This window comes from Enterobacteriaceae endosymbiont of Plateumaris sericea (genome assembly GCF_012562605.1).
GTDB lineage: Bacteria > Pseudomonadota > Gammaproteobacteria > Enterobacterales > Enterobacteriaceae.
This window is the reverse complement of the sequence record NZ_CP046224.1, coordinates 266,407-292,234: the sequence shown is the minus strand read 5'-3', so window position 1 is coordinate 292,234 and position 25,828 is coordinate 266,407. Positions and strand designations below refer to the sequence as shown.

The window sequence follows — 25,828 nt, the reverse complement described above, 5'->3', positions numbered from 1 at the left end:
ATTTGTATATTTGTTAAATTCATTATATAATCATAAACAATATTTATTTAAAATAAAATTATTTGTTACTATAATTTTATTTAATTTTATATAAATATAATAAAAGGATATTAATACATTTTATGAATAATTCAACTATTATTTATTTAACTGATATAAATTTTAAAACAAAAATTAATATTAATAGTTTTATTTTAGTTGATTTTTGGGCAGAATGGTGTAATCCATGTAAAATGTTTTCTTTAGTTTTAGAAGATATTTTTGATTCATACAGTAAAAAATTATTTTTTGCTAAATTAAATATTGATGAATATCCAGAAATTGCTCAAAAATATGATATTCGAAGTATACCAACAATCATATTATTTAATAATGGTATTATAATAGATAAAACTACTGGTTCAATTAATAAAATTCAATTAATAAAATTTTTAGATAAACATCTAAAATAATAAATTTTATTTTATAAAGAATTAGTATATTTAATTTTATTAAAACTTGTTTATTTATATAAATTATAGGAGAATTTTAATTATGATATTTAATTATAAATATTTATTTTTTTAATTTATATAATAGTATATTATTTACATAACAATTATATAATATTTTATTAAAATTTTTATAAATATAATAAATATAATATATAAAAATTAATTTAAAATATCATTTCAAAAGAAATGTTCCAGTTTTATTCAAAGATTAAGACCTCACCATTATGAATCTTACCGAATTAAAAAATAAATTAATATCAGATTTACTTAATTTAGCAAAAAAAAATGATTTAGAAAATTTAGCTAGAATGCGTAAACAAGATATTATTTTTGCTATATTAAAACAACATTCCAAAATTGGAGAAGATATTTTTGGTGATGGAGTATTAGAAATATTACAAGATGGCTTTGGATTTTTACGTTCATCTGATAGTTCTTATTTAGCAGGACCAGATGATATATATGTATCTCCAAGTCAAATTAGACGTTTTAATTTACGTACAGGAGATACAATTTCAGGTAAAATAAGACCTCCAAAAGAAGGAGAAAGATATTTTGCTTTATTAAAAGTTAATGAAGTAAATTATGATAAACCTGAAAGTTCTCGTAGTAAAATTCTTTTTGAAAATTTAACTCCATTACATACTAATTCTCGTTTAAGTATGGAAAGAGGAAATGGATCTACAGAAGATTTAACAGCTCGTGTTTTAGATTTAGCGTCACCTATAGGAAGAGGACAAAGAGGTTTAATTGTAGCTCCTCCTAAAGCAGGAAAAACTATGTTATTACAAAACATAGCACAAAGTATAGCTTATAATCATTCAGAATGCGTATTAATAGTTTTATTAATTGATGAACGTCCTGAAGAAGTTACTGAAATGCAAAGATTAGTTAAAGGAGAAGTTATTGCATCAACTTTCGATGAACCTGCATCTAGACATGTTCAGGTATCTGAAATGGTTATTGAAAAAGCTAAAAGATTAGTTGAACATAAAAAAGATGTTGTAATTTTATTAGATTCAATGACTCGTTTAGCTAGAGCTTATAATACCATTGCTCCTGCTTCAGGAAAAGTATTAACAGGTGGTGTTGATGCTAATGCTTTACATCGTCCTAAACGTTTTTTTGGAGCTGCAAGAAATGTTGAAGAAGGTGGTAGTTTAACTATAATAGCAACAGCGTTGATTGATACTGGATCTAAAATGGATGATGTAATTTATGAAGAATTTAAAGGAACAGGTAATATGGAATTACATTTATCACGTAAAATAGCTGAAAAAAGAGTTTTTCCTGCTATTGATTATAATCGATCTGGTACTAGAAAAGAAGAATTATTAAGTTCTCAAGAAGATCTCCAAAAAATGTGGATTTTAAGAAAAATTATTCATCCAATGAGTGAAATTGATGCTATGGAATTTCTTATAAATAAATTATCAATGACCAAAACAAATGATGAATTTTTTGATATGATGAAAAGATCATAAACTAAAATTTTATTAATTTATTATTTATAACAGTTCAAATAATTATTATATTAATAAAAGTAAAAAATATTATACAGATAAAATCTAAGATTTTTATTTTTAAAAATATTTTATTTATTAAAAATTATTTTTTTGATATTATTAATAAAATTACTAGACATTGAAGTTATGAATTTGTAATATTAATTATGTAGGTAAGTAATATTTATAGCACCCGTAGCTCAGTAGGATAGAGCACTGTTTTCCGAAAGCAGAGGATTCAGGTTCAATTCCTGTCGGGTGCAAAATTATTTTTTACATTTTTAATTATAAAATTTTTTATTATGGTGGCTATAGCTCAGTTGGTAGAGCGCTGGATTGTGGTTCCAGTTGTCATGGGTTCAAATCCCATTAGCCACCCATACCATATATAAAAAAATACAATGTTTTTTATATACATATAATTAACGGCGAGTAGCGCAGTTTGGTAGCGCAACTGGTTTGGGACCAGTGGGTCGGAGGTTCAAATCCTCTCTCGCCGATAAATATTATGTTTAAAAATAAAGATCATATTTAATTCTAAAATTAATTATATCTTCTACAGTTAATACTGGCATATGATTTTTTTTTGCAAATAATATAGTATCTTGAGTACGAGCCATTGAACCATTTTCATTTGTTAATTCACATAATATTCCTGTAGGATTCATTTTTGCTATTTTTAATAAATCTATAGTAGCTTCTGTATGTCCTTTTCTTTTTAAAACTCCTCCTTTAATAGCTCTTAATGGAAATACATGTCCCGGACGATTTAAATCATTAGGTTTTGCATTAATATTTATAGCAGTTTTAATAGTTGTAAATCGATCTTGTGCAGATACACCAGTAGTAATACCTTTAGCTGCTTCAATTGTAACTGTAAAAGCTGTTTTATAAAAACTAGTATTATTTTTTACCATCATAGGTAAATTTAATTTTTTTCGTAAATTTTCAGTAATACATAAACAAATAATACCACTTCCATATCTAATAGTTAGAGCTATCTGTTGTACAGTAATTTTTTCTGCAGAAAAAACAATATCACTTTCATTTTCACGTGTTTCATTATCTAATATTAAGACACCTTTACCTTTATTAAGAGATAAAATAGCATTTTTCACTCTAGTAATTGAATTACCAAATTGATAAACAAGTAAATTATGATTATTTATATTATGCATATATTACCGTTTTAAATAACATTAATATATTTATTATAAATAATAAATGAAAATCTAAAAAGATTTAAATATCAATTTAATTATTTATTATTTTTTTTTGTAATAAACTTTTTAATTCATTAAAACTAACAGTAGCAGTACCAAATTTACTCACTGCTATACTTGCTGCAATATTAGATAAAAAACATGAATCTTTAAGTGACATTTTTCCTTGAGCTAAAAATGCAGATAAAACTCCAATAACAGTATCACCAGCACCAGTAACATCATTAACTTTATATGCTTGAGATTTAAAATGAATAGGTTTTTTATTTTTTTGAATTAAACTCATTCCATGTTCTGATCTAGTTATTAATAATGAATTTATATTATAACGTGAAATTAAATTCAAACCTTTATCAACTATTTTTTTTTCAGAATTACATTCACCAACTACTGATTCAAATTCAGTGAAATTTGGAGTTAATAATGTAGCTCCTGAATATTTTTCATAATTATCTCCTTTAGGGTCAATAATAACAGGTATTTTTGATAAATTTGCTAATTTAATCATAGATTGTATATTATATAAAGTTCCTTTATTATAATCAGAAAAAACAATTATATTAATATTAGATATAATTTTTCTAATATTTTCTAATAAAATATTACTATTATGTATATTTTTATATTCTTTTTCAAAGTCTAAACGTATTAATTGTTTATTTAAAGATAATACTCTTGTTTTAATTATAGTTTTAAAGTTAATATCTTGAATAAAATTATAATCAACATTATTTTTTTTTAATTTTTTTTTAATAATATTTGCTGCATTATCTATACCTAATAAGCCAAATAATTTAACATTAGCACCAATTGAAGATATATTCATAGCAACATTTGCTGCACCCCCTGGAATATAATTTATATTTGTAATTTTTACTACTGGTACATCAGCTTCTGATGACATTTTGTTTGTTAATCCATAAAAATAACGATCTAACATTACGTCACCTACTACTAAAACTGTTGTATTATTAAAATCAGGTAATATTAATTTCATTTTAATAGTCCATTATAATAATCTTAGTTTATAATCATATTAATAATATTAAATAGTTTTATTATAATGATTTAATATAAAAATAATATGCAATATATAAAATTAATTTTTTAACCGAATTGTAACATAAATTATATTTAATTAAGGAGTATAATAATTGAAAATTTATTTAGTAGGTGGAGCTATAAGAGATCTTATCTTAAATTTAAAATTTTCAGATAAAGATTGGTTAGTAGTAGGAGCAAATATAGATTTAATGATTAAATTAGGTTTTAAGTTAGTTGGAAAAGATTTTCCTGTATTTTTACATCCAATAACACATGAAGAATATGCTTTAGCTAGAACTGAAAAAAAATCAGGTCATGGATATGAAGGATTTATTTATTATTCATCACCTAATGTTACATTAGAAGAAGATTTATTACGTAGAGATCTTACAATTAATGCTATTGCTCAAGATCAATCAGGAAAATTTTATGACCCATATAATGGAATACAAGATATTCATAATAAAATTCTTAAACATGTTTCTAATTCTTTTAAAGATGATCCTTTAAGAGTATTAAGAGTAGCTAGGTTTGCTGCTAAATTAGCACATTTAAATTTTAAAATAGATAAACATACATTAAAATTAATGAAAATAATGAGTGATTCTGGAGAATTATCTTATTTAAAACCAGAAAGAATTTGGAAAGAAACCGAAAATGCTCTTAAAGGATTAAATCCTCATATATTTTTTATAACATTAAAAAAATGTGGTGCATTATCCATACTTTTTCCAGAAATTGATAAATTATATGGAATTCCAGCTCCTGCTAAATGGCATCCTGAAATAGATACTGGAATTCATACTATGATGACATTATCTATTGCATCTAAATTAACTTCTGATTTAGAAGTAAGATTTGCTGCTTTATGTCATGATTTAGGAAAAGGAATTACTCCTAAAAAATTATGGCCTAGACATTATGGACATGGTATTGCTGGTATTCCTTTAATACAAGGATTATGTAAAAGATTAAAAATACCAAATAATATTCGTGATTTAGCTATTATATCTGCTAAAGTACATGATATAATACATGATATTTATAATCAAAAGGCAGAAAATATACTTAATATATATAATATTATTGACGCATGGAGAAAACCTTATAGAGTTAAACAAATTGCATTAATTAGTGAATCTGATGCTAGAGGAAGAGCTACATTAGATTCTGTTTGTTATAAACAAGGAAAATATTTTATTGATATATATAAACATATATTTAAAATTAATAATAAAGATATAATAAAAAATGGTATTAAAGGATTAGATATTGCTAATATTATAAATAAACGTAGATTAAAATTATTAAAATTATTTATTTCTTCTAAAAAAATTAAATAAATTTTATATATAAAAATATTATTATAAAAAAACGATATATAGCAAACCATTTTAAAGAAATATTATTTATAAAATATAAAAAAAATTTAATAGTAATTAAACTAACAATGAATGATATAATAAAACCTAAACAAATAAACTTAATATCTTCTATAGATAATATATGAAAATTTTTATATAATTCTAAAAAACTAGCACCAAAAACTATAGGTACTGCTATAATAAAACAAAATTCTGATGATACTAAACGATTTATTCCTAATAATAAACTAATTGATAAAGTAGAACCAGATCTAGATATTCCAGGAAACAATGATAAACATTGAAATAATCCAATTAAACATGCTTGAGTATATGTTAAAGAATTAATATTATTAATATTAGATATGTTTGGTTTAAATACTTCAGATAAATATAGTAATATACTACCAAATATTAATCCATAAAAAACTGTAATTATATTCATAAAAAGTTTAATTTTATTATAAAATAATAATCCAAGAATAATTATTGGCAATATACATATTATTATGTGTAATAATGTTATTTTTTTTTTATAAAAAATATCATATGATAGTGAATTTTTTATAATTTTTATTATTCTTGACCAAAAAATAATACAGACTGAGATTATAGATCCTAATTGTACTATTATTTCAAAAATTTTTATTTTTTCATTTTCAATTATATTAAATATATGATTAAATATAATCATATGTCCTGTAGATGATATAGGTAAAAACTCAGTTAATCCTTCAACTATACTTAATAAAATAATTGTAGAATATTTTAATTGTATCATAATAAAAATTTACTTAATGAAAATATTTTCTTTATTTTTATATAATTTTATTAAATTATTTATCATTATTTAATAATAATTTTGAATTAATAAAAATATCATATAATTTATATTTATTTTTTTGATTAAATTTTTTCATACCAATATATGCTATCATAGCTGCATTATCAGTACATAATTTATTAGTATTATAAAATAATTGTATATTATTTTTTTTTAATTTTTTAGTTAAATATTTTCTTAATTTTTTATTAGCACTAACTCCTCCAGCAATTACTAATTTACTTATATTATATTTTTTTAAAGCCAATAAACTTTTAATAAAAAGAGTATCTACAAGAGCATCTTCAAATGCACATGCAATGTCTGCTTTTGTTTGAAAATCTAAAAATTTATGTTTTTTTATAAAATTTTTAGCAAACGTTTTTAATCCAGAAAAACTAAAATTCAAATTATTCTTATTTTTTATCATTGGTCTAGGAAAAATAAAACGTTTTGAGATTCCAAATTGAGCAATTTTAGATAAATTTTTTCCTCCAGGAAATTTTAAACCTAAAATAATTGCTATTTTATCTAAAGCTTCTCCAGCTGCATCATCAATATTATTTCCTAATATTTTATATTTTCCAAATTTATAAGCATAAATTAATTGTGTATTACCTCCTGAAGCTATTAAAACAATGAAAGGAAAATTTGGGTGTTTTTTTTCTAACATTATTGATAATAAATGCCCTTCAATATGATTAATAGGAAGAACTGGTATTTTTAAAGAAAATCCTAATGTATGTGCAACAATAGCACCTATCATTAAAGAATTAATTAATCCTGGACCTGCAGTATAAGCAATTCCATCAATATCATTTATTTTTTTTTTATTAATGAATAATGTTTTTTTAATTAATGGAATAATTTTTTTTAAATGTTGTCTTGCAGCTAATTCAGGAACAATTCCTCCATATTTTGTATGTATTTTTTGACTATAAACATTATTAGATAATAATCCATATATACTGTCATAAATAGATATAGCTGTATCATCACATGATGTTTCTATTCCCATTATTAACATTTTCTTATAAAAATTTGAGTAAATATAAATTAATATAATTAATAAAAAATAATTTGTATAGTATATTATATAAAATATGATATAATTTATTATTAGTAATTTTATATTAATAATAGAGAAATTAGACAATGCCAGTAATTAAAGTTCGTGAAAATGAACCATTTGATTTAGTTTTAAGAAGATTTAAACGTTCTTGTGAAAAAGCAGGTATTTTATCTGAAGTTAGACGTAGAGAATTTTATGAAAAACCTACAACAGAAAGAAAAAGAGCTAAAGCATCAGCTGCTAAAAGGCATGCTAAAAAAATAACAAGAGAAAATTTAAAAAGAATTCGTTTATATTAAAAAATTTTAAATTATTTTAAATATAAATAATTTTTTATGAATTTAAGATAGATATTTTATCGATGATAACATATATTCCACATACATATATAAATGATTTACTTCATAAATGTAATATTATATTTTTAATACAAAATAGAATAAAATTAAAAAAAAGAGGTAAAAATTTTTTTGGTATTTGTCCGTTTCATTTGGAAAAACATCCTTCATTTGTTGTAAGTGAAGAAAAGCAATTATATCATTGTTTTGGTTGTGGGGTGCATGGTAATATAATTGATTTTATCATGAAATATGATAATATTAATTTTATTGAAAGTATTAAATTAATATCAAATTTTTTTGGATTAATAATTCCTCAAGAAAATAATAGTAAAAATTATTTAGATATTATAAATAAAAAAAAATATATATATAATTTAATGTTTGACATTAGTAATTTTTATAAAAATTTTTTAGTTAATTCTTCTCTAGGAAAAAAAGCTTATCATTATTTATTAAATCGTGGTTTTAATAAAAAAATCTTAGATTATTTTTCTATTGGATTTTCTTATAAAAATTTTATTTATTTAATATGTAATAATAAAAAAAAAAAAATTTTTTAATTAAAGATTTAAAAATGTTAGTTTATAGTAAAATAAATAATAATTATTATGATATTTTTTATAATCGTATAATATTTCCTATTAAAAATATACAAGGTCAAATTATTGGTTTTGGTGGTAGATCTTTAGAAAATAAAGAACCAAAATATTTAAATTCACCTGATAATGTTTTTTTCCATAAAAGAAATGAGTTATATGGTTTATATGAAATAAGGAAAAAATCTATTTTATTAGAAAAAATTTTAGTTGTAGAGGGATATACTGATGTTATAAGTTTATTTCAATGTAATATAAAATATGTAGTGGCAATTTTAGGAATATCAATTACAAATGAACATATAAAAAAATTATTTCAAATGACTAATAAAATAATTTATTGTTATGATGGAGATAATGCGGGAAGAGAAGCTAACTGGAATTCATTAAAAATTAGTTTATCTCATATGGTATATGGAAAACAAATAAAATTTTTATTACTTCCCGATGGGGAAGATCCTGATAGTTTAATAAAAAAAAAAGGGAAACTTGTATTTGAAGAACACATAAATAAAAGTTTATCATTTTCAGAATTTTTTTTTAAAACGCTAATAAATAAAATAGATATTAAAAATTGTGAAGGAAAAGCTAAATTTATTAATTTAGCATTATCGTTAATTCATAATATTCCAGATTATATATTTCAAATTAATTTAATAAAAAAAATAGGAGAAAAAATAGGAATTTTAAATTTTTTTGAAATATATCAGTTAATTTTAAATAAAAAAAATACAAAAAAATTATTAAATAATAATTCCTTAAATAATTTTAAAAAAACAACAATAAGAATGTTAATTAGTTTATTATTACAAAAACCTAAATTAATAAAAATTATACCAAAATTTAAATTATTTAAAACATCTAGTATTAATGGATTAAATTTTTTTATTGAATTAATTAATATTTGTGATAAAAAAAAAATTACAACAGCACAAATAATAGAAAAATATAGAGGAACAAAACTGAAGACACCTCTTGAAACATTAGCAATATGGAACCATATGATTCCAGAAGAAGACATAGAAAAATTTTTTATACATTTAATAAATAAATTAGAAATGCATCTTTTAGAAGAAAGAATAGAATATTTAATTTTTTTAGACAGAAAAGAAGGATTAGATATTCAAAAAAGAAAAGAATTATGGTTATTAAATAAAAATTTAGCTGAAATTAAAACCAAATTTTAAAATATATTAAATTTTACTTTTTTATCAAACTTTAGATTGTAATATAGTTTAATTACTAATAGAATAATAAATTCTATTTATTTTTATAAAATTATAATCTTATAAAATATGATAATAGAAGTATGGAATTTTTTATGGAGCATAACTCACAATTACAGTTTAAACTTCTTGTTATACGTGGTAAAGAACAAGGATATTTAACTTATTCAGAAGTTAATGATCATCTACCGGATGATATTATTGGTTCCGATCAAATTCAAGATATTATTCAAATGATAAATGATATGGGAATTCAAGTAATGGAAGAAGCTCCTGATGCAGATGATTTAATATTAAGTCAAAATAATAATACAAATGATGAAGCAGAAGAAGCTGTTGTACAATTATCTACTACTGTAGATTCAGAAATAGGTAGAACAACAGATCCAGTACGTATGTATATGCGTGAAATGGGAACAGTGGAATTATTAACAAGAAAAGGTGAAATTGATATCGCCAAAAGAATAGAAGAAGGTATTAATCAAGTACAATGTTCTTTTGCTGAATATCCAAATGCTATTTTTTATTTATTAAAAAAATATAATCAAGTAGAATTAGGAAATATTCGTTTATCTGATTTAATTAATGGTTTTGTTAATATGAATATTAATGAAGAATTTATATTTAATAAAATTATTAATATAAAAACAGAATTGTCTGAAGAAGATGAATCAAGTAATAATGAAAATATTATAGATCCTAAATTAGCAAAAGAAAAATTTTTAGAATTAAGAAATCAATATCATATTACATCTTATCTTATAAAAGAAAAAGGTAGAGATCATCACGATTCTATAAATGAAATTCATAATCTTGCAGAGATATTTAAACAATTTCGTTTAGTATCTAAAATATTTAATCATTTAGTTAATAATATGCGTTCTATAATGTTACGTATTCGTATACAAGAACATTCTATAATAGAATTATGTATTAAAAAATGTAAAATACCTAAAAAAAATATTATTTTATTATTTTCTAATAATAAAATGAATAAAAATTATTTTATTCATCAATTAAAACAATTTAAAATAAATAAAAAATTATCATTAATAGAATTTAATAATATATTTCAAAAAATAGAAAATAGTTTCATACAATTAATTGAAATTGAAAAAGAAACAGGATTAACAATTAATCAAATAAAAAATATTAATAAAAAAATATCAATAGGAGAAGCTAAAGCTAAACGTGCTAAAAAAGAAATGGTTGAAGCTAATTTAAGATTAGTTATTTCTATTGCAAAAAAATATACAAATAGAGGTCTTCAATTTCTTGATTTAATTCAAGAAGGTAATATTGGCCTTATGAAGGCAGTAGATAAATTTGAATATAGAAGAGGTTATAAATTTTCTACATATGCCACTTGGTGGATAAGACAAGCTATAACAAGATCTATTGCTGATCAAGCACGAACTATACGTATTCCAGTACATATGATTGAAACTATTAATAAATTAAATCGTATTTCTAGGCAAATATTACAAGAAATTGGTAGAGAACCTACTCCTGAAGAATTATCAGATAGAATGATGATACCAGAAGATAAAATTAGAAAAGTATTAAAAATAGCAAAAGAACCCATATCTATGGAAACTCCTATAGGAGATGATGAAGATTCACATTTAGGTGATTTTATTGAAGATAGTACATTAGAATTACCATTAGAATCAGCAACTTCAGAAAGTTTACGTTTAGCTACATATAATATTTTATCTAGTTTAACTCCTCGAGAAGCTAAAGTATTAAGAATGAGATTTGGTATTGATATGAATACTGATCATACATTAGAAGAAGTAGGTAAACAATTTGATGTAACTAGAGAAAGAATACGTCAAATAGAAGCTAAAGCATTACGAAAACTACGTCATCCAAGTCGTTCAGAAATACTTAAAAGTTTTTTAGATGATTAAATCTATTTAATTATTTTGATATAATCAAATAATTTATTATTAATAATAATTACTTGATTATATTAAATATTTTTAAATAATTAAATTTTTATTATTTTATTATATTCTTCTTTTCTTATTGTTAATACTTCACATCCATTATTATTTACTAAAATAGTATGTTCGTATTGTGCAGATAAAGTTTTATCTTGTGTTTTTACAGTCCATCCATCATTTGTTAAATATACATAATGTTTACCTAAATTAATCATAGGTTCAATTGTAAAAATCATTCCTGATCTTAATATAATTTTATTATAATCAGAATCATAATGTAAAATTTGTGGTTCTTCATGAAAATTTTTTCCAATTCCATGACCACAATATTCTCTTACAACAGAAAAATTTTTAGATTCAACATATTTTTGAATAGTTTTACCAATTAAATTTAAATTAATACCTGGTTTAATTATATTAATAGCTTTATATAAACTTTTTTGAGCTGTTAAACATAATAATTTTGTTTTTTCTGATACATAATCTCCAACTACAAACATTTTAGAAGTATCACCATAATAATTATTATTGAGAACAGTTACATCTATATTAACAATATCACCATATTTTAAAAATTCTTTTTTATTTGAAATACCATGACATACTACATCATTAACAGAAATACAAACAGATTTTGGAAATCCCTTATATCCTAAGGTGGCTGATTTAGCTTTTTGAACATTAACAATATAATCATGGCATATATTATTTAATTTTTCTGTACTAATTCCTGGTTTTATATATTTTTTAATCATTTCTAAAACTTGTGCAGCTAATTGACATGATTTATTTATTTTTTTTATTTCTTCATAATTTTTAATTAGAACAGTCATTAATATTTCCATATAATTATTAATTGTATAATAATTAATATTACATTATAAATAACTGATAAAATATTATTTTTTTTTATAATTAGTATTATAATTAATATTATATTAAAAAATAATTAGTAATGAAAAATTATTTATTTATAAATAAACATAATAAAGAGGAATTTAATAATGAATATATCAATAAATGAAATGTTTAATGTTGGGGTTCATTTTGGACATCAAACTCGTTATTGGAATCCAAAAATGAAAGAATTTATTTTTCATCATAGTAATAAAATACATATTATTAATTTAGATAAAACTCTTTCTATGTTTAATATTGCTTTAATAGAATTAAAAAAAATTAGTTCTCGTAAAGGTAAAATTTTATTTGTAGGTACAAAAAAATCAGCTTCAAAATTTATTAAAGATACAGCTAATAATTGTCATCAATTTTTTGTTAATCATCGTTGGTTAGGAGGAATGTTAACAAATTGGAAAACTGTAAAACAATCAATTAAAAGATTAAAAGAGTTAGAAATTCAAAGTAAAGATGGTACATTTATTAAATTAACAAAAAAAGAAGCATTAATTAGAACAAAAGAATTATTAAAATTAGAAAAAAGTTTAGGCGGAATAAAAAATATGGGTGGTTTACCTGATGCTTTATTTATAATAGATGCAAATCATGAAAAAATTGCAATCAAAGAAGCAAGTAAATTAAATATTCCAATATTTGCTATTGTTGATACAAATTCTAATCCTGAAGGTGTTAATTTTGTTATTCCTGGAAATGATGATGCTATACGTGCTATAAAATTATATTTAAATTATGTAAAAATAGCTATTTTAAAAGGTCAAATAATAAATAATAATATAAAAATAGAAAATAAAATTTAAAATTTTAAAATTTATTTAAAAAATAAAAGAGAAATTGAATGATTAAAATTACTGCTAATAAAGTAAAAGAATTAAGAAATATTACTGGTATAGGAATAATGGAATGCAAAAAAGCATTAATAGAAACAAAAGGAAATATAAAATTAGCTATAGATTATCTTCGTAAATATTCAAAAATACAATCTGTTAAAAAATCAATTTTTATAGCAAAAGAAGGTTTTATTATAGATCTTATTAAAAATAATTTTGGAATGTTATTAGAAATAAATTGTCAAACAGATTTTGTAGCTAAAGATAGTAATTTAAATAATTTTGCAAAAGATATACTTAAATATTCTTTTGAAAAAAAAATTACTAATTTCATTAAAATAAAAAATATTTTTGAAGAAAGAAGAATAGAATTAATTGGTATTTTAAAAGAAAATATTATTATTAATCGTTTAAGTATAATTAAAGGTAATTTTATAGGAAAATATCTTCATCATAGTAAACGTATTGGTGTATTAGTACAATCTAATATAAATAATTTATTACTCATAAAACAAATAGCTATGCATATAGCTGTATTAAAACCAAAATATATAAGTAAAAAAGATGTACCTGAAAAAATTATTCAAAATGAATATAAATTACAAATAGAAATTGCAAAACAATTTAATAAACCTTTAAATATAATAGAAAAAATAGTAAAAGGACGTATAAATAAATTCATAAAGGATATTACTTTAGTTAATCAAAAATTTTTATTTGATACCAATAAAACAGTATTACAATATTTAAATGAAAATAGTATTTCTATTTCTAAGTTTATACGTTTCGAATTAGGTGAAAAATTACTTTAAAAATTAATTTTTATATTTATTATATTTTAAAATAAAAGCTAAAAAATTTTAATTATGTGTAATTAATATTATGAACATGAAAAATAAATTAATTTATAAAAGAGTAATTATTAAAATTAGTGGTGAATTTTTACAAGATAAAAATGATTTAAGTATAACTATAAATATAAATCAATTAAATTATATTATTCAAGAAATAAAAACAATCCTACCGTTAGGTATACAAATTGGAATTGTAATAGGAGGAGGAAATTTATTTAGAGGTAAATCTATTGTATTGAATAATAATCTTGATCGTATAATTGCTGATCAAATGGGAATTTTAGCAACTATAATAAATGGCTTAGCATTATATAATGTTATGCAACTTTATTTAAAAAATATATATTTAATGTCCTCTATTAAAATTAATGGAATTTGTGATGGATATGATATAATAAAAGCTAGAAACTTAATTGATAATAATAATATAATTATATTATCAGGAGGAATTGGTAATCCTTTATTTACAACTGATACAACTGTATCTTTAAGAGGAATCGAATTAGAAGCTAATGCTATATTAAAAGCAACAAAGGTAAATGGAGTATATTCTAAAGATCCTATAGAAAATTATGATGCAAAATTTTATAGAAAATTAACATATGATTATGTTTTGAAAAAAAAAATACAAGTAATGGATTATACTGCTTTTATTTTAGCTCGTGATTATGATATTCCAATTCATATATTTAATATTAATAAATCAGGGTCATTATATCGTGTTCTTACCGGAGAAAAAGAAGGAACTATAATATCATTATAGATTAATTTCTAATTTTAAATCAATTTAAATATATGGAAAATAACAATATGTATAATTATATTTTAAAAAATAATGAAGATAATATGAAAAAATGTTTAGATATTTTTCAAAAAAAAATTAATACCATATATGTTAGTAGAATATCTCCATATTTACTTGATAAAATAAATATTAAAATTTTTAATAAATTCATACCAATAAAACATATAGCTAATATAGTAGTAGAAAATTCATATACTTTAAAAATTACTCCTTTTGATTTTTTAATGTTAAAAAAAATTGAAAAAGCTATATTATTATCAAATTTAAATTTAAATATTAAACGAATAACATCAAATAATATTTATGTTATAATACCACCTCTTACAGAATCTAGAAAAATTAATATGATTAAGATCATAAAAGAAGAAACTGAAAAAAATCGTATTAATATACGTAATATTAGAAGAGAATCAAATAATAAAATTAAATTATTTTTCAAAGAAAAAAAAATGAGTGAAAATGAAGAAAAAAAATTATATAAATATATTCAAAAACAAACAATTTATTATATAAAATGTATATCTGATTTTTTAGAACAAAAAGAAAAAGAATTATTAAATTTTAAATAAAAATTAATATAATTTAATATTTTATTTTCAATATTATAATTGGATCGTATGAAATACTTAACTATATTAGGTTCAACTGGATATATAGGAAGAAATGTTTTATCAGTTGTACTAACAAATCCTGAATTATTTAAAATAAAAGTATTAGTTTCTCATAATAATGTAGAATTAATGACTAAACAGTGTATTTTGTTTAATCCTGACTATGCAGTTATGTTAAAAAAAAATGATGCTGAAAAATTAAAAAATAATTTATTTAATACTGAAATTAAAACAGAAATATTATTTGGTGAACAAGAAATAGAACAAATATCATCTTTAGATGATGTAGATCAAGTTGTTGCTGCTATAAATGGAACAGCAGGATTTTTATCTGTATTATCTGCTATTAGAGCAGGAAAAAATGTTTTATTAGCAAATAAAGAATTAATAATTATTTCTGGTAATATTTTGATGTATGAAGCTAAAAAATTTCAAGCAAAAATTTTACCTCTTAATAAAAAACATAGTGCTATTTTTCAAATGATGCCTATAAATATTCAAAATAAATTAGGATTTTGTGATTTAAATCAAAATAATATTCAAAGTATTATTCTTACTAGTTCTGGAGGTCCTTTTTTACATATTTCTAAAAAAAAATTTAAAGATATTAATATAAAAGATGTTTGTAAAAAAACTGATAGTAATATGAAAAAAAAATCAATGATTAATTCAGCGACAATGATGAATCTAGGATTAGAATATATAGCTAGTAAATATTTATTTAATACACGAAAAGATCAAATAGAAATTATTATTCATCCTGAATCAAAAATTAATTCTATGATAAAATTTAAAGATAGTATTATCTCAACACAATTAAGTATTTCTGATATACGTATTTCTATTGCTAGTATGATAAATTGGCCTATTAGAATAAATTCTGGGGTTGAACAAATTAATTTACATGAATTAAAATATTTAACTTTTTTAAAACCAGATTTAATCAAATATTCTTGTTTAAAATTAGCAATGGAAGTATGTTATTCAGGAAGTATTTCTTCATCTATAATATTAAATGCTGCAAATGAAATAGCTATACAATCTTTTATTAAAGGAGAAATATCATTAGATGATATTTCTCCTTTAAATCATACTATAATTAATAAATTATCTTTTAATAATCCTAAATCTGTTCGTGATATATTATGGATAGATAATTATGTACGTAAATATACTAAATATATATTAAAAAATAAATTTAATAAACATTAACTAAAATATATTAATATTTTAATATTAAAATTAAAATGATAATAAATAAATTAGGTCTTAAAAAATTATGTTATCCAAATCATGTAGCTATTATTATGGATGGTAATAGAAGATGGGCTAAAAAAAGAAATATATGGAAATTTTCAGGTCATAAAGAAGGAGTAAATACTATAAAAAAAATTATTAATTCTGCATTATATTATAAATTAAAAGTATTAACATTATATGCTTTTAGTAGTGAAAATTGGAAAAGATCTATTAATGAAATTAAATTTTTAATGAATTTATTTACTACAGTATTAAATTATGAAGCAAGTAATTTAAAAAAAAAAAATATATGTTTAAAAATTATTGGTAACATTAGTAAATTTAATATTAATTTACAAAAATCTATAATTAAAGCTGAAGACTTAACTAAAAATAATAATGGATTAATTTTAAATATAGCTATTAATTATGGAGGTCGTTGGGATATTATTTCAGGAATAAAAAAAATTGCTATAAAAATTAAAGAAGGTTTATTAGATCCTAAAAAAATTAATGAATATATTTTTTCTAAATATTTATGTTTAAGTAATATTATTCCTGTAGATTTAGTAATAAGAACTGGAGGAGAATTACGTATTAGTAATTTTTTAATTTGGCAAATTGCTTATTCAGAACTTTATTTTACTGATATATTATGGCCTGATTTTAATAAAAAAAATTTTAAAGATGCTTTAGAAGAGTTTTCTAAAAGGAAACGAAGTTTTGGAGGTAATATTAATAATAAAATTATATTAAAATAATATTTTATAAAAAATTTTAAATATATATAATTTATATAATATTTTCTTTTTATAAATTTTATTATAAAAATTTGATTTTAAATATTAAATTAGTAATAATTATAACTTTAATTACTATCTATATTTTAATAATTTAGAGGAGTTAATATTTTGTTTAATGTTATTTGGGATATAATAATATTTATTATAACTTTAAGCACATTAATAATAGTACATGAATTTGGACATTTTTATATCGCTCGTTATTTTAATATATATATTGAATGTTTTTCTATTGGTTTTGGAAAAAAAATATTACAATATTGTGATAAATATGGAACTAATTTTGTAATTAGATTAATACCTTTAGGTGGTTATATAAAAATGCCTGATAAGAATCAAATTACAATTGATAAAATATCATATATAAATAAATATAAGTTATTATTTTTTAATAATGTAGCTTTTATAAAAAAAATTTTGATTATACTTTCAGGACCTATATCGAATTTAATATTCGCAACAATAATTTATTGGAGTATTTTTTTTATAGGTTTTCCTGCTAATAAACCTATCATTAATGAAATTTATTATTCTTCATTAGCAGATATTTCTGGTTTAACTCCTAATACAGAAATTAAAACAATTAATGGAATAAAAACTCCAGATTGGGATACTTTTAATACGATATTAATTCAAAATATAAATAAAAATTATATAAATTTAGAAGTAAAAAATATATATTCAAATGTTTTATTTAAAAAAAAAATAATTTTTAATAAATTCTTTATTAAAAATAATAAAGATAATTTAATATCAAGTTTAGGTATTTTACCAAAAGGTTTTATAATTTATCCTATTATTACTAAAATTTTCAATAAATCACCTGCAGAAAAAGCAAAATTAAATATAGGAGATAAAATAATAAAAATACAAGGAAAAAATTTTACAAATTGGTATAATTTTCAAAAAATTATTTCTAATAATATAAATAAATCTATCTTTATTACTATAGAAAGAAATAAAAAAAATATAAATTTTACTATAATTCCTGAAAAAGAATATTTAGAAAATATAAAAATTGGATTTATAGGATTAATTCCAAAAATAATTAATATTAAAGATAATACATCAATTATAACATATAAATATAATTTTTTTCAATCATTTATTAAAGCAATTAATAAAACTTATACATTAATAAAATTAATGTTAATAATTATTTTAAATTTGTTTCATGGAAATATAAATTTTCATAATATTAATGGACCTATTTCTATTGCACGTAACGCTGGAATATTAGCTTATAATAGTTATTTATATTATTTTATATTTTTAGCTTTAATTAGTATTAATCTTGGTATAATAAATTTATTACCTATTCCTGTATTAGATGGTGGTCAAATATCTTTTTTATTATATACTAAAATTACAGGGCATAAATTATCAGAAACAACACAAGAATTAATATATAATATTAGTTTAATGTTTTTATTTTTAATAATGGGGATTGCATTAATCAATGATTTTTCACAATTATAAAAAAAAATATTTATTTAAAATAAAACAAATTAAATATTTTATTTTATGTGTAATATTAATTATTAGTACTAATATTAATTGTATATCTATAGATTCTAATAAAGAAAATATTTTTTGCATAAATAAAATTACAATATTTGGATTAGATAAGTTTAAAACGAATAATATAATGCAAAATTTACCTATAAAAATAGGAGATTGTATTACTAATAAAGATTTAACTAAATTAATACATGCATTATTTGATATTGGTATGTTTGAAAATATATATGTATTTAGAGAGAAAAATAACATAGCAATTAAAATATTAGAAAAACCTGTAATTTCTAATATTATTTTTAATGGTAATAAATTTATTAAAGATAATATTTTACAAAATATAATTAATGATGTTGGAATAAATAAAGGAATCATTATTGATTATCCAGCATTATTTTTTATTAAAAAACAGATAGAACATATTTATTTAAATAATGGTATGTTTAATTCTAAAGTAAAAATTAAAATTATTAGACAACCACATAATTATATTACTATTAAATTTTTAATATATGAAGGAAAAAGATCAAAAATTAAACAAATAAATATTTTAGGAAATCATTCTTATACTAAAGAATATTTATTATATTATTTAAAATGGAATTCTAAAAAATCTTTTATAGATTTTTTTTTAAATAATAATTATTACATAGAATATATTAATAATAATATAGAAAATTTAAAAAAATTTTATTTAAATAAAGGATTTGCTCTTTTTAAAATAAAATTAATTACTCATAATTTTTCAAGTGATAAAAAAGATATATATATTACTTTAAATATTGATGAAAATAAAAAATTTATATTTGATAATATATCATATGATATTAATCAAAAAGAATTATTAGATAAAATAAAAAACATAACAAAAATTAAATCAGGAGATTTGTATAATAATAAAAAAATTATACAAACTAAAAATAAAATTATTAATTTTTTAGGAAATTATGGATATTTATATCCTCATATTCAAATTTTTAATAAATTTAATATAAAGAATAGTTCTGTTAAAATAAAATTTAACATATATACAGGTAAAAAATATTTTATAAGAAATATAGAATATATAGGTAATTTTTTAACTAAAGATAATATTTTACGTAATGAAACTATTCAAATGGAAAATACTTGGTTTGATAGTAATTTAATTAAAAAAACTAAAAAACGTTTGAATTTATTAGGTTATTTTGAAAATATAGAAGTTTTTTTAAAAAAAAATAATGATTTAAAAAATACAATAGATTTAATATTTAAAGTTGATGAACGTGATAGTGGAGTTTTAAATATTCATTTTGGTTATGGTAGTAATAATGGTTTTTCATTACTATCAGATATAGGTGAAGATAATTTTTTTGGTACAGGAAATAATATTAATATAAAAGTTAATACAGATTCATTAGAAACTTATTTAGAATTTTCTTTAATAAATTCGTATTTTTTAAAAAATAATATTAGTTTAGGTACAAAATTATTTTTTAATAATTTTAAAACAAAAGATTCAAATCTTATAAATAAAAGTAGGGGTATTTCTGGAATATTAACTTACCCTTTTAGTAAAAATTTAAAAATACAAAATAACATTGAATATAATATTAATAATTTTTTAGATATTAAACCTCAAATATCTGTTTGGAATTTTTTAAAAAAAATAGGTTATAATTATAATTTAAATAATTCTAATCATTATATTATAAATAGTTTAAATTTAAGCAATTTATTTATTTTTAATACTTTAAATGATAAATTTTTACCAACAAAAGGAAATATTAGTATTATAAATACAAGTTTTAATCTTCTAATATCTAAAAATTATTATTATAAAATAAATATTAATAATTCTACATATATTCCTTTATATTCAGTTATGAAAAATAATAATTTAAATAATTTTGCAAAATTGATTTTTTTATTAAAAAGTAATATTGGATATGGTAATAGTTTTGAAAATGGAACTTTTCCTTTTAATAAAAATTTTTTTTTAGGTGGTGCAGAAACATTACGTGGTTTTAAAATAAATTATATAGGTCCAAAAGCAATATATTATAATTCATCTAAATATTTTTGTACTAATAAACATATAATTTGTACATCTAATGATTATATTGGTGGAAATGCTATAACTAATTTTAGTACTGAATTAATTATTCCTATTCCTTTTATACAGGAAAAATATAAAAAAAATATACGTACATCTATTTTTTTTGATATTGGAAATCTTTGGGATACTTTACTAAAAAATAATTATTTAATGCAATTATATAAAATTTCTAAAACTAATATATTAACTAATATGAGATCTTCTATTGGTATTGCTTTTAAATGGTATTCCCCTTTTGGAACAATAATTTTTTCTTATGCATATCCTTTAATAAAATATGATCAAGATCAAATTGAACAATTTCAATTTAATATAGGAAAAATTCAATAATAATTTATTTTAATTCTGTTTTAAATAACATTCATATATATTATAGAAGGTAACAATAAATGAAATTTTTTTTAAAAATTTTTATAGGATTGTTTTTTACAGTATTAAGTACCCAAACTTTTTGTTGCAATAAAATTGCAGTAGTTAATATTGCAAAAATTTTTGAACAAATACCTTTAAAAAAACTTTGTAGTAAACAATTAGAAAATGATTTAAAACCCCAATTAATTAAACTTCAACAATTACAAAATGAATTAAATTTAAAAATAAAAAAAATACAAAATCAAGGTATATCTATGATACCTTCAGAAAGAATAAAACTAGAAAAAGATATAAAAAATCTTAGAAATATTTTAATAAAAAAAGTAGAAAAATTTAAAAAAGAAAATAATAAAAGACAAATTGAAGCACGTAATGTAATACTAAATCATATTCAAAAATTAATAAATATAATTGCAAAAAAAGAACATTATAATATAGTTTTTGATTCTACTTTTATTCTTTATATAAAGAATGTTAAAGATATAACTAATGAAGTTTTATCTCAAGATAAACTTCTAATTAAATAATAAAATTCTTGTATAATTATTTATTTAATGCTAAATAAATTTTAGCATTAAATTTAATATTAATTAAATCATATTAAATAGTATTAATTAAAGTTTCTATATAAAATGAACTATAAAAAATTTATTCATTTACATGTTCATAGTGATTATTCTATGAAAGATGGATTAGCAAAGATTGAACATTTAATTAAAAGAACCTCTGAATTTAATATGCCTGCAATAGCAATTACTGATATTACAAATATATTTGGTTTAATAAAATTTTATAAAAAATCTCATAATTTAGGAATTAAGGCAATTATTGGATCTGAATTTATAATAAAAAATTGTATTCATTTAAATAATTATTTTACGAAAATAATTATTTTAGCAAAAAATAATAGTGGTTATCATAATTTGAAATTATTAATTTCTGATGCTTATAAAAATGGTTATAATAATTTTATTGGACCTTTTATAACATATAATATGTTAATAAAATATCATAAAGGATTAATTATATTATCAGGAGGAGTTCAAGGAGATATAGGAAAAAATATTTTAAATAATAATATCTATTTAGTTAAAAAAATTATTAATTTTTATAAAAAATATTTTCCTAATAATTTTTATTTAGAATTAACTCGTACAAATCGTATTAATGAAGAGAAATATATATATTTAGCTTTAAATATAGCTAGTGATTTTAATTTACCAGTTGTTGCAACTAATGAAGTTTGTTTTTTAGATAAAAAAGATTTTCTTGCTCATGAAATTCGTGTATCTATTAATAAAGGTTATACTTTAAATCAATTTAAAAAAAAATCTAATTATAGTTCTGAACAATTTTTTCGAAGTGCTAAAGAAATGTCTAAATTATTTTATGATATTCCTGAATCATTAGAAAATAGTATAGAAATAGCAAAAAGATGCAGTGTTTTTTTAAAATTAGGAAAATATTATTTACCTATATTTAATAATTGTATAAATAATCAAGATTATCTCATTATAAAATCAAAAAATGGCTTAAAAAAACGTTTAAGAAATTTATTTCCTGATATTAAAATAAGAAATGTTAAAAAAAATATATATAAACAAAGATTATTAAAAGAATTAGATGTTATTAATAAAATGGGTTTTCCTAGTTATTTTCTTATAGTTATGGAATTTGTACAATGGTCTAAAGATAATAATATACCTATTGGACCTGCTAGAGGTTCAGGAGCTGGATCACTAGTTGCTTATTGTTTAAATATTACTAATATAGATCCTATTAGATTTGATTTAATTTTTGAAAGATTTTTGAATCCTGAAAGAATATCTTTACCTGATTTTGACATTGATTTTTGTATGGAAAAAAGAGATTTAGTTATTGAACATGTAAAAAATATATATGGTTATGAAAAAGTATCTCAAATTATAACATTTGGTACTATGACAGCTAAAGCAGTAATTAGAGATGTTGGAAGAGTATTAGGATATTCTTATGATTTTGTTAATCGTATTTCAAAATTAATTCCTTTAGATGTAGGTATTAGTTTAAAAAAAGCTTTTATTATAAATAAAAAATTATCTAATTTATATAAATTAGATAATAATGTAAAAAATTTAGTTAATACTTCTTTAAAATTAGAAGGTACTATTCGTAATGTTGGTAAACATGCTGGTGGTATTGTTATATCTCCATCTAAAATAACAAAATTTACTCCTATATATTGTGATAGTGAAGGTAAAAATATAGTTACTCAATTTGATAAAAATGATATAGAAGATATTGGATTAGTTAAATTTGATTTTTTAGGATTAAGAACATTAACTGTTATTGATAACACATTAAAAATTATTAATAAACAATATATACAAAATAATAAAATACCACTTGATATTAACTCTATTAATTTAAATGATAAAAAAGTTTATTCTTATTTAAAAAAAGCTAATACAACTGCAATATTTCAATTAGAATCTAAAGGAATAAAAGATTTAATAAAAAGATTAAAACCAGATAATTTTGAAGATATTATTTCTTTATTAGCTCTTTTTCGTCCTGGACCTTTACAATCAGGAATGGTTGATAATTTTATTAATAGAAAACATGGTAAAGAAATTATTTCTTATCCAGATATTAAATGGCAACATGATAAATTAAAACCAATATTAAAACCTACATACGGTATTATTTTATATCAAGAACAAGTTATGAAAATAGCTCAAACTCTTGCTGGATATAGTTTAGGAAAAGCTGATGTTTTACGTAGGGTAATTAGTAAAAAACAACATAAAGAAATGTCTAAACAAAGATCTTATTTTTTACAAGGATCAAAAAAATTTAATATTGATACTAATTTATCAATGAAAATTTTTGATTTTCTAGAAAATTTTGCTGCTTATGGATTTAATAAATCTCATTCTGTAGGATATGCATTGATATCATATCAAACTCTTTGGTTAAAAGTATATTATCCAGAAGCATTTATGGCTTCAGTATTAACATCTGAAATGGATAATACAGAAAAAATTATTAATTTAGTAAAAGAATGTTGGAATATTAAAATTAATTTATTACCACCTAATATTAATACTAGTACATATGAATTTCATGTAAATAAAAAAGGAAATATTATATATGGTTTTGGAGCAATTAAAGGAATAGGAGAAAGTCAAGTTAAACATATTTTAAATGTTAGAAAAAAATATGGTCCTTATAAATCAATAATAGATTTTTGTATAAATACAAATTTTAAAAAAATTAATAAACGTGTTATAAAAAAATTAATAACTTCTGGTGCAATGGATTGTTTTAAATATAATAGAGGTATTTTATATAATAAATTAGATGAAACTATAAAAATATCTCAACAATATTTAAAGATAAAAAAAAGTGGTCAAATAGATATGTTTAAATTAATTGATAAAGATCAGAATATTATAAATGATTTCAATTTAATTTGGTCAGAAAAAGAAAAACTTATAAAAGAAAAAAATACTTTAGGATTTTATTTGTCTGGTCATCCTATTACTGAATATTTAAAAGAAATAAAATATTTTTTTAACATTAATTATATAAAAGATATATCATTATGTTTTAAAAAACATAATTATATATTACAAATAGCAGGAATTATTAGTAATATACATTATATTATTAATAATAAAAAAAAAATAATAGCTTTTAATATTGATGATTATACAGAAATAATAGAAGTAAATCTGACATTAGATCTTTTTAATAAATTTTTTTATTTAATAAAATTAGATAATATTCTTATTATAAAAGGATTAGTTTTTTTTGATAATTTTACAAAAAAATTTAAATTTAAAGGAAATAATATAATTAATATTGAAACATTTCGTAAAAAATATATATTTAGTATATCAATAATTATTCAAGAAATTAAAATATTTTCTAATAAAAAATTTTTTTCAAAATTAAAAAATTTTTTATTGGAAAATAATAATATTGAAGGAGTTCCTATATATTTTTATTATAAAGATAATAAAATTGAAATATATCATAATCAAATATATAAAATATTAATTAATAATATTTTATTAACTAAATTAAAATATATATTAGGAAAAAATATATTAAAATTAAATTTTAATTTTAATAAATAAAATATATATAATAAAAAATTGT

22 protein-coding genes and 3 tRNA genes are annotated in these 25,828 nt (G+C 19.7%); 20 read left to right on the top strand and 5 right to left on the bottom strand.

The genetic code is table 11. The features are described 5' to 3' along the window. Positions 1-122 precede the first annotated feature (122 nt). From trxA to GJT84_RS01310, 5 genes are all read left to right on the top strand, one after another. Positions 123-452 carry a thioredoxin gene (gene trxA / locus GJT84_RS01330; RefSeq protein WP_168867144.1) on the top strand — a complete coding sequence of 110 codons (330 nt, stop codon included), beginning with the start codon at positions 123-125 and terminating at the stop codon, positions 450-452. Between the two features lie 266 nt (positions 453-718). After that, positions 719-1,978, top strand: a complete 1,260-nt coding sequence (gene rho / locus GJT84_RS01325) for a transcription termination factor Rho (RefSeq protein ID WP_168867143.1) — start codon at positions 719-721, stop codon at positions 1,976-1,978. Positions 1,979-2,188: 210 nt separating this feature from the next. Next, positions 2,189-2,262 (top strand) — tRNA-Arg (locus GJT84_RS01320). Positions 2,263-2,304: 42 nt separating this feature from the next. Then, positions 2,305-2,377, top strand: a tRNA-His gene (locus tag GJT84_RS01315). 48 nt (positions 2,378-2,425) lie between these two features. Next, positions 2,426-2,499, top strand: a tRNA-Pro gene (locus GJT84_RS01310). Positions 2,500-2,511: 12 nt separating this feature from the next. Here GJT84_RS01310 and ribB read toward each other — a convergent pair. Together ribB and rfaE1 are read right to left on the bottom strand one after the other, a co-directional pair. After that, positions 2,512-3,177, bottom strand: a complete 666-nt coding sequence (gene ribB, locus GJT84_RS01305) for a 3,4-dihydroxy-2-butanone-4-phosphate synthase (protein ID WP_168867142.1) — start codon at positions 3,175-3,177, stop codon at positions 2,512-2,514. Between the two features lie 76 nt (positions 3,178-3,253). Further along, positions 3,254-4,219: a D-glycero-beta-D-manno-heptose-7-phosphate kinase gene (gene rfaE1, locus GJT84_RS01300; RefSeq protein ID WP_168867141.1), complete on the bottom strand. Its 966-nt coding sequence runs from the start codon at positions 4,217-4,219 to the stop codon at positions 3,254-3,256. A 157-nt stretch (positions 4,220-4,376) separates the two neighbouring features. Between rfaE1 and GJT84_RS01295 the strand changes: the two genes are divergently transcribed. After that, positions 4,377-5,609: a multifunctional CCA addition/repair protein gene (locus GJT84_RS01295; protein ID WP_168867140.1), complete on the top strand. Its 1,233-nt coding sequence runs from the start codon at positions 4,377-4,379 to the stop codon at positions 5,607-5,609. Here the strand turns inward: GJT84_RS01295 and GJT84_RS01290 are convergent. Continuing rightward, entirely contained in the window at positions 5,602-6,411 is an 810-nt protein-coding gene (locus GJT84_RS01290; RefSeq protein ID WP_168867139.1) for an undecaprenyl-diphosphate phosphatase, read from the bottom strand. The genes GJT84_RS01295 and GJT84_RS01290 overlap by 8 nt on opposite strands. A gap of 55 nt (positions 6,412-6,466) precedes the next feature. After that, positions 6,467-7,480 carry a tRNA (adenosine(37)-N6)-threonylcarbamoyltransferase complex transferase subunit TsaD gene (gene tsaD / locus GJT84_RS01285; protein ID WP_168867138.1) on the bottom strand — a complete coding sequence of 338 codons (1,014 nt, stop codon included), beginning with the start codon at positions 7,478-7,480 and terminating at the stop codon, positions 6,467-6,469. 128 nt (positions 7,481-7,608) lie between these two features. Between tsaD and rpsU the strand changes: the two genes are divergently transcribed. From rpsU to rpoD, 4 genes are all read left to right on the top strand, one after another. Continuing rightward, complete coding sequence (gene rpsU, locus GJT84_RS01280) at positions 7,609-7,824, top strand: 30S ribosomal protein S21 (RefSeq protein ID WP_168867137.1); 216 nt, start codon at positions 7,609-7,611, stop codon at positions 7,822-7,824. A gap of 62 nt (positions 7,825-7,886) precedes the next feature. After that, on the top strand, positions 7,887-8,426 hold the full coding sequence (locus tag GJT84_RS01275) for a CHC2 zinc finger domain-containing protein (protein WP_168867136.1): 540 nt from the start codon (positions 7,887-7,889) through the stop codon (positions 8,424-8,426). 14 nt (positions 8,427-8,440) lie between these two features. Continuing rightward, positions 8,441-9,649 carry a DNA primase gene (locus tag GJT84_RS01270; protein ID WP_168867135.1) on the top strand — a complete coding sequence of 403 codons (1,209 nt, stop codon included), beginning with the start codon at positions 8,441-8,443 and terminating at the stop codon, positions 9,647-9,649. Positions 9,650-9,783: 134 nt separating this feature from the next. Continuing rightward, a complete protein-coding gene (gene rpoD, locus GJT84_RS01265) occupies positions 9,784-11,601 on the top strand; it encodes an RNA polymerase sigma factor RpoD (RefSeq protein ID WP_168867134.1) in 1,818 nt (605 codons plus the stop codon). 80 nt (positions 11,602-11,681) lie between these two features. Here rpoD and map read toward each other — a convergent pair whose 3' ends face one another. Continuing rightward, on the bottom strand, positions 11,682-12,470 hold the full coding sequence (gene map / locus GJT84_RS01260) for a type I methionyl aminopeptidase (protein ID WP_168867133.1): 789 nt from the start codon (positions 12,468-12,470) through the stop codon (positions 11,682-11,684). A gap of 171 nt (positions 12,471-12,641) precedes the next feature. Between map and rpsB the strand changes: the two genes are divergently transcribed. The 10 genes from rpsB to dnaE all read left to right on the top strand — a co-directional run bounded on the left by rpsB (position 12,642) and on the right by dnaE (position 25,806). Continuing rightward, on the top strand, positions 12,642-13,352 hold the full coding sequence (gene rpsB / locus GJT84_RS01255; RefSeq protein ID WP_425483708.1) for a 30S ribosomal protein S2: 711 nt from the start codon (positions 12,642-12,644) through the stop codon (positions 13,350-13,352). A gap of 38 nt (positions 13,353-13,390) precedes the next feature. After that, the gene (tsf, locus tag GJT84_RS01250) at positions 13,391-14,194 is read left to right on the top strand and encodes a translation elongation factor Ts (RefSeq protein WP_168867132.1); all 804 of its coding nucleotides are present in this window, start codon (positions 13,391-13,393) and stop codon (positions 14,192-14,194) included. 70 nt (positions 14,195-14,264) lie between these two features. Beyond that, complete coding sequence (gene pyrH, locus GJT84_RS01245; protein ID WP_168867131.1) at positions 14,265-14,999, top strand: UMP kinase; 735 nt, start codon at positions 14,265-14,267, stop codon at positions 14,997-14,999. Between the two features lie 47 nt (positions 15,000-15,046). Then, a complete protein-coding gene (locus tag GJT84_RS01240; protein ID WP_168867130.1) occupies positions 15,047-15,610 on the top strand; it encodes a ribosome-recycling factor in 564 nt (187 codons plus the stop codon). A gap of 48 nt (positions 15,611-15,658) precedes the next feature. Further along, positions 15,659-16,864 carry a 1-deoxy-D-xylulose-5-phosphate reductoisomerase gene (gene dxr, locus GJT84_RS01235; protein ID WP_168867129.1) on the top strand — a complete coding sequence of 402 codons (1,206 nt, stop codon included), beginning with the start codon at positions 15,659-15,661 and terminating at the stop codon, positions 16,862-16,864. 35 nt (positions 16,865-16,899) lie between these two features. After that, positions 16,900-17,652 carry a polyprenyl diphosphate synthase gene (gene uppS, locus GJT84_RS01230; RefSeq protein ID WP_168867128.1) on the top strand — a complete coding sequence of 251 codons (753 nt, stop codon included), beginning with the start codon at positions 16,900-16,902 and terminating at the stop codon, positions 17,650-17,652. Between the two features lie 150 nt (positions 17,653-17,802). Continuing rightward, entirely contained in the window at positions 17,803-19,173 is a 1,371-nt protein-coding gene (rseP, locus tag GJT84_RS01225; RefSeq protein ID WP_168867127.1) for an RIP metalloprotease RseP, read from the top strand. Continuing rightward, entirely contained in the window at positions 19,154-21,640 is a 2,487-nt protein-coding gene (bamA, locus tag GJT84_RS01220) for an outer membrane protein assembly factor BamA (protein ID WP_168867126.1), read from the top strand. The genes rseP and bamA overlap by 20 nt, the downstream gene beginning before the upstream one ends. Positions 21,641-21,699: 59 nt before the next feature. Then, positions 21,700-22,209: an OmpH family outer membrane protein gene (locus GJT84_RS01215; RefSeq protein WP_168867125.1), complete on the top strand. Its 510-nt coding sequence runs from the start codon at positions 21,700-21,702 to the stop codon at positions 22,207-22,209. Positions 22,210-22,314: 105 nt separating this feature from the next. Next, positions 22,315-25,806: a DNA polymerase III subunit alpha gene (dnaE, locus tag GJT84_RS01210; protein ID WP_168867124.1), complete on the top strand. Its 3,492-nt coding sequence runs from the start codon at positions 22,315-22,317 to the stop codon at positions 25,804-25,806. Positions 25,807-25,828 lie beyond the last annotated feature (22 nt).